The sequence below is a fragment of the Bradyrhizobium sp. SZCCHNS2022 genome, assembly GCF_032377575.1.
Taxonomy (GTDB): Bacteria; Pseudomonadota; Alphaproteobacteria; order Rhizobiales; family Xanthobacteraceae; genus Bradyrhizobium; species Bradyrhizobium aeschynomenes.
In genome coordinates, this window is sequence record NZ_JAUHHZ010000001.1 from 5,506,664 (window position 1) to 5,521,307 (window position 14,644).

At 67.5% G+C, this 14,644-nt stretch carries 14 protein-coding genes; 3 read left to right on the forward strand and 11 right to left on the reverse strand.

Going from position 1 to position 14,644, the window contains the following annotated elements; genetic code table 11:
• Window positions 1-9: 9 nt before the first annotated feature.
• The 3 genes from QXZ94_RS24595 (at window position 10) to QXZ94_RS24605 (ending at window position 2,787) form a co-directional block, all read left to right on the forward strand.
• Window positions 10-990 (forward strand): homoserine O-succinyltransferase, encoded by a 981-nt coding sequence (locus tag QXZ94_RS24595; RefSeq protein ID WP_315722708.1) that lies wholly within the window; start codon window positions 10-12, stop codon window positions 988-990.
• A gap of 89 nt (window positions 991-1,079) precedes the next feature.
• Entirely contained in the window at window positions 1,080-2,321 is a 1,242-nt protein-coding gene (locus QXZ94_RS24600) for a DUF763 domain-containing protein (protein ID WP_315722711.1), read from the forward strand.
• Window positions 2,322-2,325: 4 nt separating this feature from the next.
• On the forward strand, window positions 2,326-2,787 hold the full coding sequence (locus QXZ94_RS24605) for an NUDIX domain-containing protein (RefSeq protein ID WP_315722713.1): 462 nt from the start codon (window positions 2,326-2,328) through the stop codon (window positions 2,785-2,787).
• Between the two features lie 24 nt (window positions 2,788-2,811).
• Here QXZ94_RS24605 and QXZ94_RS24610 read toward each other — a convergent pair whose 3' ends face one another.
• The 11 genes from QXZ94_RS24610 to QXZ94_RS24660 form a co-directional block, all read right to left on the reverse strand.
• Window positions 2,812-4,509 carry a methyl-accepting chemotaxis protein gene (locus tag QXZ94_RS24610; protein WP_315722715.1) on the reverse strand — a complete coding sequence of 566 codons (1,698 nt, stop codon included), beginning with the start codon at window positions 4,507-4,509 and terminating at the stop codon, window positions 2,812-2,814.
• A gap of 833 nt (window positions 4,510-5,342) precedes the next feature.
• Window positions 5,343-6,548, reverse strand: a complete 1,206-nt coding sequence (locus QXZ94_RS24615) for an MFS transporter (RefSeq protein WP_315722717.1) — start codon at window positions 6,546-6,548, stop codon at window positions 5,343-5,345.
• Between the two features lie 318 nt (window positions 6,549-6,866).
• On the reverse strand, window positions 6,867-7,640 hold the full coding sequence (locus QXZ94_RS24620; protein WP_315722719.1) for an EAL domain-containing protein: 774 nt from the start codon (window positions 7,638-7,640) through the stop codon (window positions 6,867-6,869).
• 403 nt (window positions 7,641-8,043) lie between these two features.
• Complete coding sequence (locus QXZ94_RS24625) at window positions 8,044-8,238, reverse strand: hypothetical protein (protein ID WP_315722721.1); 195 nt, start codon at window positions 8,236-8,238, stop codon at window positions 8,044-8,046.
• Window positions 8,239-8,438: 200 nt separating this feature from the next.
• Window positions 8,439-9,356: an NAD-dependent epimerase/dehydratase family protein gene (locus tag QXZ94_RS24630; RefSeq protein ID WP_315722723.1), complete on the reverse strand. Its 918-nt coding sequence runs from the start codon at window positions 9,354-9,356 to the stop codon at window positions 8,439-8,441.
• Between the two features lie 3 nt (window positions 9,357-9,359).
• Window positions 9,360-10,361, reverse strand: coding sequence for a fumarylacetoacetate hydrolase family protein (locus QXZ94_RS24635; RefSeq protein ID WP_315722725.1), 1,002 nt, complete (start codon window positions 10,359-10,361; stop codon window positions 9,360-9,362).
• A complete protein-coding gene (locus QXZ94_RS24640) occupies window positions 10,361-10,936 on the reverse strand; it encodes a cupin domain-containing protein (protein WP_315722727.1) in 576 nt (191 codons plus the stop codon). The genes QXZ94_RS24635 and QXZ94_RS24640 overlap by 1 nt, the downstream gene beginning before the upstream one ends.
• Window positions 10,937-10,952: 16 nt before the next feature.
• A complete protein-coding gene (locus QXZ94_RS24645) occupies window positions 10,953-12,110 on the reverse strand; it encodes an MFS transporter (protein WP_315726510.1) in 1,158 nt (385 codons plus the stop codon).
• 49 nt (window positions 12,111-12,159) lie between these two features.
• Window positions 12,160-13,290 carry an FAD-dependent oxidoreductase gene (locus tag QXZ94_RS24650; RefSeq protein WP_315722729.1) on the reverse strand — a complete coding sequence of 377 codons (1,131 nt, stop codon included), beginning with the start codon at window positions 13,288-13,290 and terminating at the stop codon, window positions 12,160-12,162.
• 40 nt (window positions 13,291-13,330) lie between these two features.
• Window positions 13,331-13,696, reverse strand: a complete 366-nt coding sequence (locus QXZ94_RS24655) for a Rieske (2Fe-2S) protein (RefSeq protein ID WP_315722731.1) — start codon at window positions 13,694-13,696, stop codon at window positions 13,331-13,333.
• Complete coding sequence (locus QXZ94_RS24660; protein ID WP_315722734.1) at window positions 13,680-14,633, reverse strand: VOC family protein; 954 nt, start codon at window positions 14,631-14,633, stop codon at window positions 13,680-13,682. The genes QXZ94_RS24655 and QXZ94_RS24660 overlap by 17 nt, the downstream gene beginning before the upstream one ends.
• Between the last annotated feature and the right edge of the window lie 11 nt (window positions 14,634-14,644).

Here is a 14,644-nt window from a genome sequence, read left to right on the forward strand (position 1 = left end):
CGTCCGCCCATGACCCTGCTGTTCGACAGACATCGCAGGATCACGAGTCCTGCACTGGCGCCGGCCGATTTCGACGGTCGCGCGCGGCGTCCGATCGAGCTCACGATCGGGCTCGTCAACAACATGCCGGACGGCGCGCTGAAGGCGACGGATGTCCAGATCGCCCGCCTGCTGCAGCAATCGGCGCCACGGCACGTTCGCCTCCGCCTGCACTGCTTCTCGCTGCCATCGATCCCGCGCTCCCACGCGGCCAGGAGCCACCTCGCCCAGGCCTACACCGACATCGACCGCATCGATGGACTTGGCATTGATGGACTGATCGTCACAGGCGCGGAGCCGATCGCGGCGCGACTGCGCGAGGAGCCATACTGGTCGGATCTCAGCTCCATCGTCGACTGGGCCAGGACGAACACACGCAGCACGATCTGGTCCTGCCTCGCCGCCCACGCCGCGGTGCTGCATATCGACGACATCGAGCGCCAGCGTCTCGCCGGCAAATGCTCTGGCGTCTACGAGTGCATCAAGGTGCGGGACGACTGGCTTACCGACGGCATCGAGACGCCGCTCAAGGTGCCGCACTCCCGGCTCAATGCCGTCAACGAGCCGCTGCTGGCGGCGCGCGGCTACGACATCCTGACCCGGTCCGACGAGGTCGGTGTCGACATCTTCGCGCGCTCGATGCCGAGCCGCTTCGTGTTCTTCCAGGGCCATCCGGAGTATGACGCGCTGTCCCTGCAACGCGAATACATGCGCGACATTGCGCGCTTCCTCGCCGGTCAGCGCGACGATTATCCGCACCTGCCGAAGTCCTATTTCAGCCTCGAGACCGAAGCGGTCCTGAACGCGTTCGAGGCGCGCGCCAAAGTCAGGCGTGACCCGACGCTGGCGGCCGAGCTTCCCGGCCTGACGCTTCGCACCGATCTCGCCTCCGGCAGCGCAGCGCAGGCGCTGTTCCGGAACTGGATCGGCTATCTCGGACAGGCCGAATAAGGTCACGACCGCCATTCTCCGCCGGATGGTTCGCGCATCGGCCCGCCATCTGTTAGATTGGCGCGAGATATCTTTTGCTTCAGGTTCCGATGGCCCGACGCACCGGCAGCGCCGATCTTCCGCTCCATTCCGGGCGCGTCCCGGCTTGGCTCGGCACACGCATGGCCTCGCTCGGCGCCATCATCACCCAGGCGATCGTGCATCATTACGGCCGCGACGAATTCCTCGCGCGCATGTCGCATCCGTTCTGGTTCCAGTCGTTCGGCGCCGTGATGGGGATGGACTGGCACTCGTCGGGAATCACCACCAGCGTGATCGGAGCGCTGAAGCGCGGGCTGAAGCCGCTGTCGGGCGAGCTCGGAATCTACGTCTGCGGCGGCCGCGGCGAGCATTCGCGCAAGACGCCCGACGAGCTGCGCCTGCTCAGCGACCGGCTTGGTCTCGACGGCGAGGATCTGGTACGCACCAGCAAGCTGGTGGCCAAGGTCGACAGCGCCGCCGTGCAGGATGGCTTCGACCTCTATCTGCACGGCTTCTTCGTCACCGCCGATGGCAAGTGGACCGTCGTGCAGCAGGGCATGAACGGCGAGGCGCGGCAGGCGCGGCGCTACCACTGGCACTCGCGGGATGTCGCCAGCTTCGTCGACGCCCCGCACAGCGCGATCGATGGTCCGACTCAGGGCGAGATCGTCAACCTCACCGACCGGCGGGCCGCGCCGTCGCGCAACGCCCAGCTCGAGCTCTTGACCGAGCTCGGCCCCGACGGCGTCATCACCGAGTTCGAGCGGCTGAGCACGCCGGAGCCGGCGCAGGGTCTGCTGCCGCATCTGGTCATGCCGGATCATCACAACGTCCGCCCGAAGGACGTATTCGCGCGCCGGCTGCACGGCACCCTGGCGGCTGCGGCCGAGCGCGGCCCGGTCGACTTCCCCGAGCTGCTGCTGACGCCGGGCGTCGGCGCCCGCACCGTGCGCTCGCTGGCGATGGTCGCCGAGGTCGTCCACGGCGCGCCGTTTCGCTTCACCGATCCGGCGCGGTTCTCGCTGGCGCATGGCGGCAAGGATCGTCATCCCTATCCGGTGCCGATCAAGGTCTATGACGAGACCATCCGCGTGCTCAAATCGGCCGTCGGCAACGCGAAGCTCGGTCGTGACGAGACGCTGTCGGCGCTGAAGCGGCTCGACGATCAGGCGCGGCGCCTGGAGCGCAGCGCGACCGGTCCGACGCTCGACGCCTTCATCGCCACCGAGCGCGCCGCCTCGCCCGAGCTCGACGGCCGGTCGGTGTTCGGCTGGGAGCGCGATCTCATCCAGCGCACCGGCGAGGCGTAGCCGCATGCCGGCGCGCAGCGCGGGCGTGCTCGCCTTTCGCCGCACCGCGCGTGGACTCGAGGTGCTCCTGGTGCATCCGGGCGGGCCGTTCTGGCGCAACAGGGATCTCGGCGCCTGGTCGATTCCGAAGGGCGAGTTCGGTCCAGGCGAGCAGGCCGAGGCGGTGGCGCGGCGCGAATTCGCCGAGGAACTCGGCACCGTGCTGACCGTGCCGCTGCGATCACTCGGCGAGATCAGGCAGCGCGGCGGCAAGATCGTCGAAGCCTTCGCCGCCGAGACGGAGCTCGACGCCGATGCCATCGCCAGCAACGAATTCAAGCTCGAATGGCCGCCGCGCAGCGGCCGCATGCAACGCTTTCCGGAAGTGGTCCGCGCCGCGTGGTTCGAGCTTGCCGAGGCGCGCACGCGGATCAATTCCGCACAGGTCCCGCTGCTCGACCGGCTCGCGGAGATCGGCGGAGGGTGAGCCATCACCATCCGCCCGATGGCCTCACGCCGCGCGGACGTTGCCGAGGAAGCGCCCGGTCTGGGTCTTGAGCTGATCCGACTGGCTGCCGAGCTGAGACGCCGCGCTCAGCACCTGCGCCGCCGCGGCCCCGACCTGCCCGGAGGCTTCGCGGACGCCGACGATGTGCTGCATGACGCCCTGAGTGCCCTGCGCCGCCTGCTGGACGCTGCGCGCGATTTCCTTGGTCGCGGCGCCCTGCTCCTCGACCGCGGCTGCGATCGCATCGGTGATCTCGTTCATCTGGCCGATGGTCGCCCCGATCTCGCGGATCGCATTGACCGTCGAGCCGGTGGCGTCGCGGATGGCTTCGATCTGGCTGGTGATCTCCTCGGTCGCCTTGGCGGTCTGGGCCGACAGCGCCTTGACCTCGTTGGCGACGACCGCAAAGCCCTTGCCGGCCTCGCCGGCTCGCGCCGACTCGATCGTGGCGTTCAACGCCAGCAGATTGGTCTGGCCCGCGATGGTCTGGATCAGCGCCATGACCTCGCCGATCTTCTGCGACGCGTGGACCAGCCTGTCGACCATCGCCTCCGTCCGCGTCGCCTGCCCGACCGCGTTCTGCGCGATCGAGGACGACTGCGTCACCTGCTTGGCGATCTCCTGGATCGACGACGACAGCTGCTCGGCCGAGGCCGACACCGTCTGCACGTTCTTGGCGGTCTGCTCCGCGGCCGCGGCCACCTTCGCGCTCTGGTCGCTGGTGCCGGAGACGATGCTCGACATCGACTGCGCCGAGGTCTGCAACTCGCCGGCCGCGCTCGCAGTGGTCTGGATGACGCCGCCGATCGAGCGTTCGAACTCATCGGCGATCCGCGCCAGCACCGTGCGCCGCTCGTCGGCCGCCTGCTGCTTGGACTCCTCCTGCTCGGCTCTGATGCGCTCGCTCTCGGCGAGATGGTCCTTGAAGATCTGCAGGCTGCGCGCCATGCGGCCGATCTCGTTGCGGCGGTCGGTGAACGGCACCTCGAAGTCCAGATTGCCCTTGGTCAGCTCGTCCATCACGGCACAGGTCTGGTCCAGCGGAACCACGACGCTGCGTCCGAGCATGAAGGCGGCGATCGCGGCCACGAGCAGCCCTGCGAGGGCGCCGACGCCGGCCCACAGCGCGCGCTGATAGACGACTGCATCGATGTCGTCGACATAGGCGCCAGCCTGGATCGCCAGCATCTTGTCGCCGCTGCCATAGGCGCCGACATAGGACATCTTCGGCAGCTCGGTGCTTCCGCCGGCCCGCGGCACCTTATATTCGACGAAGCCGCCGCCGGCGCGCGCGGCACGGACGATATCCTGGATCAGCAGCTTGCCGCTGGAATCCTTGAAGTCCCAACGGTTGACGTTGATGTATTTCGGGTTGGCGTGGACATAGGTGACGCCTGCATCCGAGGATCCGGTTCCGTACACGCCGAGATAGTCGTTGTAGGGCCCCCAGCGCATTGCGCCGATCGCGGCGAAGGCCTGCTGACGCGCCTGATCCGCCGGGAGCTTTCCAGCGGCCGCGGCGGCGTCATAGGAGCTGAGCACCTTGACGGCTGCTTCCACGAGGTTGCGGACCATGGTCTGCCGCTCCTCGATGACGGTTCCACGCAGCATCAGGATCTGCATGGCGGAGACGGCGAACAGTGCGATCGACATCACGGCGATGATCGCCGCCAGACGCTGATAGACAGTCAGGTGTCGCATTTTCTGGATTCTCTTGCATGGACTGTATGCACGATACCAAGCGCACATTAATTGTTTGCTATCCCTGCTCGCAGCCGCGCCGCGAACTAATTAGTCTTTGGAATGAGCACCGGGCCTTTTGCGCGAGCTTTGGCCAGACAACAACCAGTGCGACTCCTCGACGGTCCTGCAAATTAACATGTGACATTTCCGCGACGGTCGGATCCCGGCGATCCGCAGGTTGGGATCAGCACGGCGGCCGCGCCTCCACGTCATCGCGACGCGCCAGCGCCCGAGCTTTGTGCAGCAATGTCCCTCATCGGATCGAGGGCGCAGGGAAGACCAGGCATCGGCTGATTCCTGCGGCCCCCGTGCGAAAGAAATGCACGGGGCAGGAACCACAGGTTCAGCCGAGATGACCCGGCCTTCCCTGCGCAACGGTGTTAAGGCTTATACGCGCTCTCCTCGGTGCACCGGGCTTGTTGGCCACCGTGTCGCGACAATGCGCTTGCGCCCATCTCGCTCGATACCAGCGTCGGGGTATCAGGACCACGCGACTTCGCCGTCCATGCCGGTGCCACTCGTCAGTCGGCATCAGCACGTCCATCGCATCCCGCCACAACGCTCCTGACGATGCGCAGCGCCCCTCGTCGATGAGGCGGGACAGCGAGAGAGAACCACGACTTCCGATAAAACGAAAGCCCAAAATTTATGCAGCGGGGCGTGACCGCGCCGATGGGCTTGAACTCGCGAATGAACTTCGTTGCTTGGCGCATGGCCGATACAGCCTGTTGCGGCCTCCCGACGCCGCGCGGTGCGTAGGTCCTGCTCCCGCGGAGCCCGACGGGCGGCTGCTATGAGGACGCCGTCGCGCCGGACGGCCGGCGCTGCCGCAGCAGCAACAGCATGGCCACGGCAGCACAGGAGCACACCAGGCTCAGCGCGAGCGGCGCGTTGCTGCCGTAGCGGGTTAGGAGCTCGACCAGGATCGGGGCCGAGACGGCCGACAGCACGTTCATCGGCAGACCGATCTGCGCCGAGGCGCGGGCGAATGCCGCCTTGTCGTAGAACACCAGCGGCATGGTCGCGCGCGCCACGGCGAGTGCGCCGGTGCCGAGACCATAGATCAGCATGAACATGGCGATCGCGGCGTGCGAGCCGTGGCTCAGCATCAGCAGCAGCATGGCCACCGGGAGCGCCAGCCCGGCCACGATGGCGGTGGTGATGCCGTCCCAGCGGCCGCCGCCCATGAAGTCGATCGCGCGGGCGCTGATCTGGATCACGCCCAGCAGCGAGCCGAAGCCGATCGCCTCCGCCGCCGACAGGCCCTCGGATTTGAGCAGCTCGATCAGCACGGCGCCCATGCCGAAGGCGACAAAGGCGTTGAGGCCGGAGGCGCCGACCAGCAGATAGAACGTGCTGCGCGCGGGCTTTGCCGCCGGCGGCGAAGCCGTCACGTCAGATGCGGGCGGCAGATGATCATGGACGCGCCGCGGCAGCAGGAACACGAACAGCGGCAGCGACACCAGCAGCAGCAGGCCGGCATAGACGAGACACGTGCTGCGCCAGCCGATCAGCCCCGACAGCGCCGAGGTCACCGGCCAGAAGATGCTGCTCGACAGCCCCGTCACCAGCATCAGCGCCCCGATGGCGCTGCGCGCGCGCAGGCCCGCGACCTCGTTGAGCACGATGTAGGAGGCGGTCGACAGCGTCGCGCTGCCGGCGATGCCGAGCAGCAGCCACGCCGCATAATAAGACAGCGGCCCTTGCGCGGCCGACAGCAGCGCATAACCAGGCGCCGCCAGCAAGGTGCCGGCGATCATGACGCGGCGGCCGCCCTGCTTGACGAACGGCCGCGCCAGCAGCGGCGAGCACAGCCCCATCGACATGTACAGCACGGTGGTGCTGGCGAAGATCGCCGTCAGGTCCATCTCCAGATCCGCCGCCATCGCCCGCCCGATCACCGCCGGCAGGCTGAGCGTGCCCCAGGCGATCAGCTGGGTGACGGCGAGCACGATCAGGACGCGCAGAATGGAGGGGTCGGCGATGACGGGGGGCATCTTCGGAGGAGCGAGGGACTTCCAGGGAGGGCGGCACCAGGACGCATCCGCGCGGCACAACGATGCTTGTAAAGCATTCCGGTCCGGGCAGCCCCGCTGTTTCGGAATGCCGCCCCGACGTGAAGGGGGTGCTGCGGAACGCCGAAGCCTTCGCCGCCCTCAACGACAGCTGCTGCGGAATGACCGCGCGCCAGGCACGAGCGGCTCGGTCCGCGGCTGCACTGCCGGAGCATGGCGACCGCCCGCGGCCCTCGCATCACCAGAATTTCGGATCCCAGACCTACAGCCGTATGGATTTCTGGATGTGATGGGCACGCGTCAGCCCACCGCCACGTCGCGCGCAGGCTCCGCCAGCCAGCTCACCTCCGGCAGCGCCATCAGCGCGGGCCTGGCGAAGTAATAGCCTTGGAACAGGTTGATGCCGGCGGAGCGCAGCACCGCGAACTCCGCCTCGTTCTCCACGCCCTCGGCGAGCACCGCAATGTCAAGCTGCCGCGCGATCGCGGCGACGCCCGACACGATCACCTGCTTGGCGGGATGGCGATGGATGTCGCGCAGCAGCTCCATGTCGATCTTGATCAGGTTCGGCTGCAACCGCGCCAAGAGATTGAGACCGGCATAGCCGGCGCCGAAATCGTCCAGTGCGGTCCAGAAGCCGAGCTCCTTGTAGCTCTTGACGATGCGCTCGACATGATCGGGGCTCGCCATGCGCTCGTTCTCGGTGAACTCGAACATCAGGTTCTGCGCCGGGAAGCTGGCCCGCTTCGCCGCGGCCAGCGACTTCTGGATGCAGGCGCGCGGCTCGTAGACCGCGTTGGGCATGAAGTTGATCGACAGCCGGGCGCAAGGGTCGGTGAACAGCCGCCCGGCGGTCTCGATCGCCAGCACCCGCGCCGACTGATCGAAGCGATAGAGCTGCGCCTCGGTGAGTTGCGACAGCACGCTGTGCGCGCCCTCGCCATTGGGCCCGCGCACCAGCGCCTCGTAGCCCCAGACCCGGTGCGCCCCGACATCGACGATCGGCTGAAACGCCATCTTGAAGGCAAAGGGCGGCTCGATCCCGTCCGCGCAGCCTGCGCAAGCTCCGGCCATGATTCCCTCCCCGGTTGTCTCCGGGAGAGTACGGATGCGGCCTTAACAAAGGCGGAAGCATTGTGGCCATACCGACATCAGAAGGTATGGACCGGCCGGCGGAGAGAGCGCCCGCAGAGCCAAGCCAGATTCACGTCCAATTATAGGTGGTTGGTCTTTCCAGACGCTTGTGCTCCCAGGGCGTCACCCTTGCCCTTTTGGCGGATTGGAGCAAACCGCTCCGGACAATTGCGCCGAACGACTGTCGCGGGCAGCCCTTCGGTCGCGTGACATTGCAGGGTGACCGAGCGATCGGGCCCCAGCGCGTCCGGCGGCAGTCGGCTACCGGGCGGGTGAAGAGGACGGATCATCCGCTTGAGCTTTTTGCTGGAGGGCCGGCCTGCTCGTCAGGCTGCCGGACGGCTCATGGGAGCTCGGCCCCGAAACGCCACGTCTCGGATCGACCCATCAGCAATCGCGCGATCTCGAGCAGCACGTAGTGCCGATACTCGAACATCTTGCCGAAGCGACCGAAGAAGGCGCGCCCCTCTATGTTCGCCGCGGCAACGGACGGCTTTGCCCTTAAAGCGCCGACAGTCCGCATCGTCTCGGGCTTCATGTCGTTGCCGGTGAGACAAGGCCCACGGACAAGGGCACGATCGCCGGGTCGCTCCGCAATTGTCAGACGTGGCCGCCACGCCCCGGCTCGGAACCGATCGACCCGCCGGTCTGTACTGTGGGCGCAACGGATCCGCATGTCGGCGATGCCGATGTTCGGCGCGGATTCCAGGACGATTGCGGCTGTTCTCCCCACCCGATTCAGGCTCGAAGCGCATTCCTGATCAGCTCCACCGCTGATCCATCGTGGGAGAAACCCAGCGCCAATTCGGCTCTGACGTCCAACATCGGATAACGACCGAACATGGCCTCGATACCTTCGTCGGGCTCGAATGTCACGAGCCCGGACCGCTCTGCACCGTAGAGCCGCGCCAAGCCGGCGACGACTTCGGCGATCGAAAGACGAAGCGCCGGAAGCTGCAACGTCCCGCAGCAATCGATCCGACCGGCCAGCATCAGATTGTCGACGGCGGCCTGCGCCGACAGCCACCACGCGGTTGCGGCCGGCGAGACCGGACAGACATAGCGCTCGCCCGACGCGAGCGCGTGCAGCAGCTCGCTCATGAAGGCGGAGCCGAAGCCGCTCACGGGTCGCGGTCGCGCAACGATCCCGGGCAGCCGCAGCGCGATTCCCGACAGGTCTCCGCGCCGCGTGTGATCGGCAAGCGCGATCTCCACCATCCGCTTGTGCGCGCCATAGGTGATCGCGGGCCGCGCCTCCGTCCGCGCACCGACTGGCGTCTCGGAGAGCGCACCGTAGACGGCGACGCTGCTGGCGTAGACCACGCGCGGCCGATTTCGGCTCTGCGCCAGCAACTGGAACAGATCGAGCGATGCATCGAGATTGACGCGCCGGCCGAGCGCAGGCTCGGCCTCGGCGCGGCCGCCGGGAACGCTGGCGAGATGAAACACGAGGTCGAACGGCGCGGCGCCGAGCTGCTCGAGCACCGCCCGGTCGTCGAGGCCGCCTCTGATCCAGGACAGGCGACGACCGGACGCCGCGGGCGGCGCATCGCCGAGATCGAGCCCGGTGACGTCGCCACTGTCCACATCACTCAGCAACCGACACAGCAAGGCGCTGCCGATAAAGCCTGCGGCACCGGTCACCAGAATACGCATCGTTCAATCCGGGCGGCCGGGGTGATGCGCGCGAACCACGCGCTGGTCGATGCGTCCAAACGGACCCGGCCGGCCGTCGGCGAAGCTGGCCTGCATCGCCACCTCGTCACCGAAGCGCAGGAACGGCGTCCGTGGCTCGCCGTGAGCGATCATCTCGATCGCTCTGACCTCCGCGAGGCAGCTCGATCCGGCGGCGCGATCGGCATTCGAGACCGTGCCCGAGCCGATGATCGTGCCGGCCGTCAACCGGCGCGTCCGCGCGGCATGGGCGATCAGTTGCGGAAACGAGAATGCCATCTCGCGGCCTGAGGCTGCGCCGATCCGTTCGCCATTGCGCTGGATGTGCAGGGCCATGTCGAAACGGCCGTCGCGCCAGGCGTCTCCAAGCTCGTCGGGCGTCACCGCGATCGGCGCGAAGCTTGTCGACGGCTTTGCCTGCAGGAAGCCGAAGCCGGTGCGAACCTCGCGCGCGCCGACCGCGCGCAGGCTCCAGTCGTTGATCTGCACCAGCAGCCGGATATGCCGTGCGGCGTCCTCGGCGGAGACGGCCATCGGCACGTCGTCGACGATCACGCCAAATTCGCCCTCGAAGTCGATGCCATCCGCCTCCGTCACGAACGGGACGTCGGCGTGCGGCCCGAGGAAATCATCGCTGGCGCCCTGGTACATCACCGGGATGGTGTCGAAATCGGGGATCGGCGGCTTGTTGAAGGCAACGTCCATCAGCCGTCCGTGATTGAGGAAGGCCGAGCCGTCCAACCATTGCGGCGCGCGCGGCAGCGGTGCGAGGCATCGCGCCGGATCGAATGCGACGGCGCTGGCGGCGGATCCGTCGTCGAGGCTCTCGGCGAGCCGTCGCAGCGCCGGCTCGGCCTGCGGCCAGTTCCGCAGTGCCGTCAGAAGATCAGGCGCGACGGCGCTCGCGTCGACCGCACGCGCCTGATCCCGGGAGACGATGACGAGGCCGCCATCGGGGCTGCCGTTCTGATAGGTTGCGAGCTTCATCAGCTGTCCCTGGTCGGATTGGCTTCGGGACCGAATTTTCCGTCGATCAGGATGAACAACATCCGGCACGGTCTGTCGCTGCGATTGGCCCAGGCGTGATTGGTGCCGCGCTGGATCACGACATCGCCGGCCTTGAGATCCGCGGTGCCCTTGTCGAGCACCAGCGTGACCTCGCCGGAGATCACGATGCCGTAGTCGATCGTCTCGGTGCGGTGCATCAGCGGATGCGGCGATTCCGTCGTCACCGTCGAGGCGTGCGGGTCGCCGATCTCGCTGAACGCAGCTTTCATTCGCGTCGCGCCGTTGCGGAGAAAATCCTCGGTGTCCGGCGGGATGTCGACGAACCGGATACGGCTGCCATTCGGCGGTGGCGGCAGCCGCAGCGGTCCGATCGTCGGATCGGAACCATTGTCGATGAGCGCCGGCGTCGCCTGCGTGCTCCAGATCTCATGAAAGAAGGTGCCTGGAATCGCCGCCAGCTCGGAGACGGTCGGCAAGGGCCCGTCGGACGAGATGATGGCGGCGCCCTGCTGATCATGTCCGGTGACGACGCGGCGGATCTGCGGAAGGGTCATATGGGAGGTCTCCTGGTCAGGCGATTTCGAGCGAGGCGGCCGGCGCTGCGCCGCGCGCGACGAACACGCGCGAGAACAACAGGACGGCGATCGAGGAGATGATGACGGCACCGAGCCCGAGCGCGGGATAGCCGGACAGCTGCACCAAGGTGCCGCCGAGAATGGGGCCGATCGCGGCGCCGATCATCAGCATCGCCGGCGTGCCGGCCAGCGCCCGCGCGGTGGGGTCGAGGCGCGACAGCAGACCGAACGCAAAGGTGTGGGTGAAGATCATCACCGCGGCAAACATCGCAGTCGGAATGGCGTAGGTGAGGAAGCCGGAGCCGAAGGTGATCGTCACGGCGATCAGCGCCTGGCAGATCGGGCCCGCCAGCAGCACGTGGCGCGCCGGCAGCCGCTGCTCCAGAAAGGCGGCGAGCGGCGCCGGCAGCAGGTTGACGAAGCCGAGCGCGATCAGCACGCCCGTGACCGCCTCCGCGCCGAAGCCGCGGTCAGCGCCGATGCGCTCGATGAAGCTGAACAGCATCGCCTGGGTCAGCGCCATGCAGCTGATGCCGGCGATGCCGAACCAGACGGCGCGCGGCAGATGGCCGACCTCGGCAATGAGGTCCTCGTCACTGCGTACCACGCCGCTCGGAAACGACAGCGCCGCCACCAGCGCCGCGACTGCCATCACGCCGGCGAACACGACGAACAAGGCATGGCCGCCGAATCCTGCCACGAGATTGGGCGTCAGGCCGAGAAAGAGGATGGCAAACACCCCGAGCGCCATTCCGACGATCGCGAACAGCCGATGCGGGTTGGCACTCCGGGCAATGGTGCCGTGAGTAAAGCTCAGCCCGCAGGCCGCCGTGGCGCCGCCCAGCGCGTGCAGCATCGCAAGCAGCGAGAACTCCGACGTCCGGCTCGCGGCCAGGAACACCAGCGCGGCGGCGGCGTAGCCCGCAGCCGCCGCCAGCCGGGCGTTCATCCGGTTGAAGCGCGGTGCAAAGAACAGGCTGCTGAGCACCGCGCCCAGCAGGAACAACGTGGCCAGCAGCCCCGCCTGCTGCGGGCTGAATTTGTAGCGCTCGATCAGCGCGCCCACCCAGACCGGCAGCGCGACGAGATCGACCATCCCGGCGCAATGCGCGACCATCAGCGCGATGCGTCCGCGCCACGTCTCCGTCGTCACCGTCATTGCTTCCTCCCCGTTGATGATGTTGTTCGTTGATGTCGTCGGCTCAGATCGGCTGCGTCAGCCCGACGATCGACTCGCGCATGATCCTGGCGTGCTCGGCCTTGTCGCCATTCTCCATCTCGATGCGGCAGAGCTGGGCGGAGTTCTCGATCACCATGCGGCAGCGCTCCCAGCGGCGCGCATGAAAGCGGTCGAACGCGTCCTGCAGGGTCGCCGCCCGTTCCAGCTCCTCGGCCAGCACGATGCCGCTCTCGATGCCGATGCCCGCCCCGGAAGCGAGATGCGGCGTCGTCGCGGCCACGGTGTCGCCGATCAGGATGACGCGGCCGCGGTTCCAGGGCGCCGGTACCAGCAGGTTGGCGAGCGGCCGATAGTCGATCGCGGCGTTCGGGGCGTGCAGATACGGCCGCAGCGCCACGAGGACGGGATCGCTGAATGGTGCCAGCATGTCCGCGACCAGTTGCGGCCATGACGCGCGCTCGGCCTGCAGCTTCTCCGGCCGCGCCTCGGTCACGAACATGTACATGTGGCTCGGCGACACCGGGTTGACGCCGGCCTTGACCGCACCGCCCAGCCACATCCGCGGGCGCACGATGTCGGCTGGCCGCGGCAGCACGGCGCGCCAGACCACTTGGCCGATATATTGCGGCGGCTTGACCTCGGGAAACAGCAACGCTCGCGTCTTCGAGTACACGCCATCGGCGACCACCACGAGATCATAGTGGCCGGTCGTGCCATCGGTGAAGGCGACCTCGACATCGCCGTCCTGCTGCGTGATCTGCGTGTAGGTGCAGCCGACACGCACGCCGACGCCCGAGGCGCGCGTCGCCTCGGCGAGGATGCGGCCGAGTTCGGGCCGCATGATGCCGCCGCCGCCGGGCACTTCCGATCCTGCAGCCTTCGGTGTCGGGATCTCGCCGATCCGATGCCCCGATGGGGTGAACAGATCGACACCGTCAGCGGTGTAGCCGCGCTCCGTGAACGCCGCGAACACGCCGATCGTTTCGAGCGCGCGCAAGGTCGGCCCGCTCACCGTGATGCCGGCGCCCTCCGGCCGCCAGTTGGGATCGACCTCGACGAGATCGACGTCGATGCCCGCCTTGCGCATCTGGATCGACGCCGCCATGCCGGAAAACCCGCCGCCGATCGTCAGCACCCTGCTCACCACAGCCATGGTGCCCTCCTCCTTGTTTCGAACCGCCCTTGCCGGCGTGTTATTTCTTCGCGAACAGCTCGCCGTCGGCGTCGACGACGAGCTCGATATCGATCAGCCGCTCGCCGCGGCACGGCCCCTGTACGCACAGCCCGGTGTCGGGCATGAACTCGGCGCCGTGCGCGTGACAGACGATACGCGTGCGCTCGGCGTTGAGATACGCATCCCTGCGCCAGGCCATCGGCGCGCCGCCGATATGCGGACAGGCGTTGCGCCAGCCATGCAGCCGTCCCTGCCATCGCACGACGAACAGGCTGTCCTGCCCCTCATCGTCGGGATCGAAACCGCGCGACTGCGCCTCGCCGATCTCGTCGGCGCGGCACAGCCGGAGCCAGCGCGACGACCGGGCCTCACGCGTAGTCGCCATTCTCGGGGATTCCAGGGCCGGGGTACCATTTCCTACGCATCTTCATCAGGAAGGTCTGCGAATTATCGGCAGAGGCCGTCGCTTCGCGCGGCTGCCAGCTTGCATCGTGCTGGTCCATGTCGGCATCCATCTCGATGTGGCAGCCGAACGGGCTGTTGAAGTACCAGAACCAATTCGAGCCCAGGATGTGACGGCCGGGTCCCCAGAACGCCTGATAGCCCTTCTCGACGAAGCGATAGCCGTTGGTGATCATTTCGGAAGGACCACCGAAATGGAACGTGAAGTGCTCCACGCCGTGCATGTGCGGCGGCGCGCCGATCAGGAAATGGGTGTGATGGTCGAGCGAGCCGCCCGGCTGCAGGAACGGCCCCGTCCCGGTGAAGCGGTCGGTGCAGCGGAAGCCGAGGCGATTGACGTAGAACGCCTCGGCCTTCGCCACGTCGGGCACGAAATAGACCACATGCGACAGTGATCGCGGACGGATGACGCTGCCCGGCGGCGGCACGCCGAGACTGTTGATCGGCCTGAACACCACGCCGCCCGGCGCATTCGAGATCTCGCCAGGCAGCACGAAAGGCCGGCGTGCCGTCAGCTGAAAGCCGATCACGAATCCGGAATCATCGATCGATTCGATCGAGCCGTCGGGTAGCCGCCGCACCTCGCGGTCGCGCCGCAGCTCGGCGGCGATCGCCCCCAGCGTCGCCTCGTCGGCGACGCCCATTACCGTCTTGCGCAGACGGCAGCCGGGTACGGGCCCCGGCGGCAGCGCCGGATCGTCCTGTCGCGCGATCACCACGGCGGTGCCGTCGATCGCCTCGAAGCGGCCGCTGCGATCGGAGACGTCGACGGGCGTCAGCCCGTAATCGACGAGGAAGCGCGCGGCGCCTCTGACGTCGTCGACACCGAATATCAGGCTCTCCAGACCGACAATTTTCATGGCTCTCCTCT

Excerpts from the sequence above, each read along its gene's own strand:
- QXZ94_RS24615 (WP_315722717.1), bottom strand. The coding sequence starts at position 6,548 with ATGCCCCCCGTCATCGCCGACCCCTCCATTCTGCGCGTCCTGATCGTG.
- QXZ94_RS24610 (WP_315722715.1), bottom strand. The coding sequence starts at position 4,509 with ATGCGACACCTGACTGTCTATCAGCGTCTGGCGGCGATCATCGCCGTG.
- QXZ94_RS24595 (WP_315722708.1), top strand. The coding sequence starts at position 10 with ATGACCCTGCTGTTCGACAGACATCGCAGGATCACGAGTCCTGCACTG.
- QXZ94_RS24605 (WP_315722713.1), top strand. The coding sequence starts at position 2,326 with ATGCCGGCGCGCAGCGCGGGCGTGCTCGCCTTTCGCCGCACCGCGCGT.
- QXZ94_RS24635 (WP_315722725.1), bottom strand. The coding sequence starts at position 10,361 with ATGAAGCTCGCAACCTATCAGAACGGCAGCCCCGATGGCGGCCTCGTC.
- QXZ94_RS24620 (WP_315722719.1), bottom strand. The coding sequence starts at position 7,640 with ATGGCCGGAGCTTGCGCAGGCTGCGCGGACGGGATCGAGCCGCCCTTT.
- QXZ94_RS24655 (WP_315722731.1), bottom strand. The coding sequence starts at position 13,696 with ATGGCGACTACGCGTGAGGCCCGGTCGTCGCGCTGGCTCCGGCTGTGC.
- QXZ94_RS24630 (WP_315722723.1), bottom strand. The coding sequence starts at position 9,356 with ATGCGTATTCTGGTGACCGGTGCCGCAGGCTTTATCGGCAGCGCCTTG.
- QXZ94_RS24640 (WP_315722727.1), bottom strand. The coding sequence starts at position 10,936 with ATGACCCTTCCGCAGATCCGCCGCGTCGTCACCGGACATGATCAGCAG.
- QXZ94_RS24660 (WP_315722734.1), bottom strand. The coding sequence starts at position 14,633 with ATGAAAATTGTCGGTCTGGAGAGCCTGATATTCGGTGTCGACGACGTC.
- QXZ94_RS24625 (WP_315722721.1), bottom strand. The coding sequence starts at position 8,238 with ATGAAGCCCGAGACGATGCGGACTGTCGGCGCTTTAAGGGCAAAGCCG.
- QXZ94_RS24650 (WP_315722729.1), bottom strand. The coding sequence starts at position 13,290 with ATGGCTGTGGTGAGCAGGGTGCTGACGATCGGCGGCGGGTTTTCCGGC.
- QXZ94_RS24600 (WP_315722711.1), top strand. The coding sequence starts at position 1,080 with ATGGCCCGACGCACCGGCAGCGCCGATCTTCCGCTCCATTCCGGGCGC.